Annotated in this window: 4 protein-coding genes; 1 reads left to right on the top strand and 3 read right to left on the bottom strand. The window is 72.7% G+C overall.

Annotated elements, in window-relative coordinates; all coding sequences use genetic code 11:
- A partial coding sequence (locus GTW67_RS30525; protein WP_161167990.1) for a TerD family protein occupies positions 1–615 on the bottom strand: 615 nt, incomplete at its 3' end.
- Positions 612–1,076: a winged helix-turn-helix transcriptional regulator gene (locus tag GTW67_RS30520; RefSeq protein ID WP_202437911.1), complete on the bottom strand. Its 465-nt coding sequence runs from the start codon at positions 1,074–1,076 to the stop codon at positions 612–614. The genes GTW67_RS30520 and GTW67_RS30525, both read right to left, overlap by 4 nt.
- On the opposite strand from GTW67_RS30520, the gene GTW67_RS30515 reads away from it, so the two are divergent.
- Positions 1,068–1,484 carry a YybH family protein gene (locus GTW67_RS30515; protein WP_161167988.1) on the top strand — a complete coding sequence of 139 codons (417 nt, stop codon included), beginning with the start codon at positions 1,068–1,070 and terminating at the stop codon, positions 1,482–1,484. The two genes, GTW67_RS30520 and GTW67_RS30515, sit on opposite strands and share 9 nt — an antisense overlap.
- A gap of 53 nt (positions 1,485–1,537) precedes the next feature.
- Here the strand turns inward: GTW67_RS30515 and GTW67_RS30510 are convergent.
- A partial coding sequence (locus GTW67_RS30510; RefSeq protein ID WP_202437910.1) for a phosphomethylpyrimidine synthase ThiC occupies positions 1,538–1,985 on the bottom strand: 448 nt, incomplete at its 5' end.

The raw sequence follows: 1,985 nt of genomic DNA, 5'->3' as shown, positions 1-1,985 counted from the left end.
CGGGGCAGTGGCGGCCTGGGCGCCAGCGGGCGGAGCCGGGGCGGCACTGGGCGGAGCCGATGTGGCCGGACCGTCGTCGACCGTGATGCCGAAGTCGGTGGCCAGGCCCGCGAGTCCGCTGGCGTAGCCCTGCCCGACCGCCCGGAACTTCCACTTCCCCTGGCGCAGGTACAGCTCGCCGCCGACCAGCGCGGTCTCGGTACCGGCGGCCATGTCGAAGCGGGCCAGCTCGGTCCGGCCGGCCGCGTCCAGCAGCCGCAGGCACAGCCCCGGGACCTGGCCGAAGGTGCCGCCGTCGGAGGAGGCGCACAGGACGATGCGCTCGACGCCGGGCTCCAGCGCCTGGAGGTCCACCTCGACGGTGTCGGTCGTGACGCCGGGAGCAGGCCCTGACCCGGTCTCCTTCCCCCGGTGCCGCACCGCGCCCGAGGCGTGCCGGGGCTGGTTGTAGAAGACGAAGTCGCCGTCGTCCCGTACGCGTCCGGCCGAGGTGAGCAGCAGCGCCGAGGCGTCGACCTCCGGCACACCCGGCCCGGCGGACCAGCTCAGTGCGACACACACCGCGGGGGAGTCGACGGCGAGATTGGCGCCCTTGCTCAGGGAGGTGGCTGTCATGGGCCCAGTCTGCCGAGGCGGGGCTCTCGTGGGGAGAGGGCGGGCGCGGGGGTGAGGCGCTGGAGCTCGGCACCGGTCGCGTACAACGTGACCAGCAGCGGCCGCAGGGAACGGCCCGCCTCCGTCAGGTCGTAGCGGGTGCGTACGGGAAAGCCCGGCAGCCGTTCCGCGGTCACGAGGCCCTTCTCCCGCAGGGCCGTGAGGCGCTCGCTGAGCACCTTCGCCGACAGTTCGGGGAGCAGCGTCCGCAGCTCCGTGAACCCGCGGGGTCCGCCCATGAGTTCGCGGAGCACCAGGGTGGTCCACCGGCCGGCGACCGCCGCGAGGGCGGTCTCCACGGGGCAGTCGGATTCCGGACGGCGGGTACGGCCCCGCGCGTCGGGCACCAGCTCCTCGTCCCAGCCGTGGGTTCCCGTTTGGTTACCTGTGCCGGCGGGCTGTTCGCTTGCCACATGACGCATCCCCCCAGTGTGCCGCTGGCCGCCAGCGCGGCCGAGCATCCGTACGTCTTCGAGCGAGCCTTCAACACCTTCGATCCGGCGATCCTCGACCAGGTCTACGAGCCCGAGGCCGGCTTCGTCCCCGAGCCCGGCCGGCTGGTCGCCGGAGCGGACCGCGTACGGGCCAACGACGACTTCCTCGGCCTGCGCGTCCCGATCCGGGTGACGCCCCGGCACACCTACGTCGTCGGTGATCTGGCGCTGCTGATCGTCGACTTCGTCATCGACGGCGTCGCCGCGCACGGCGGCCCGGTGCACATCGAGGGCACCGCGACGGACGTGGCCCGCCGCGGCACGGACGGATGCTGGCGCTACGCCATCGACAACCCCTTCGGCGTGGCGGGACCGCCCGAGGCGGAGCCCCGCTGACGCAGGACGGCCCCGGCGAGGGGACCGCCCGGCGTGAGGCGGGGATCGGGGAGTCAGTCGGCCAGCGGGAGATACACCCGGTTCCCGGCGGCGGCGAACTCCTTCGACTTCTGGAGCATGCCCTCGGCGATCTCGTCGGGCGAGGCCCCCTCGGCGGCCGCACCGCCGAACCGCTCGTTGATGCTCTGGCTGATCTTCATCGAGCAGAACTTCGGCCCGCACATCGAGCAGAAGTGGGCCGTCTTGGCGGGCTCGGCCGGCAGCGTCTCGTCGTGGAACTCCCGTGCCGTGTCCGGGTCGAGGGCCAGATTGAACTGGTCCTCCCACCGGAACTCGAAACGGGCGTCCGACAGGGCGTCGTCCCACTCCTGCGCACCCGGATGGCCCTTGGCGAGGTCGGCGGCGTGGGCGGCGATCTTGTAGGTGATGACGCCGGTCTTGACGTCGTCACGGTTGGGCAGGCCCAGGTGCTCCTTGGGCGTGACATAGCAGAGCATGGCC

Source organism: Streptomyces sp. SID5910, assembly GCF_009862125.1.
Lineage (GTDB): Bacteria > Actinomycetota > Actinomycetes > Streptomycetales > Streptomycetaceae > Streptomyces.
This window is presented reverse-complemented; position numbering and strand designations above follow the sequence as displayed.

Coding starts and splice junctions, on each gene's coding strand:
- GTW67_RS30515 (WP_161167988.1), top strand. CDS start 1,068: ATGACGCATCCCCCCAGTGTGCCGCTGGCCGCCAGCGCGGCCGAGCAT.
- GTW67_RS30520 (WP_202437911.1), bottom strand. CDS start 1,076: ATGCGTCATGTGGCAAGCGAACAGCCCGCCGGCACAGGTAACCAAACG.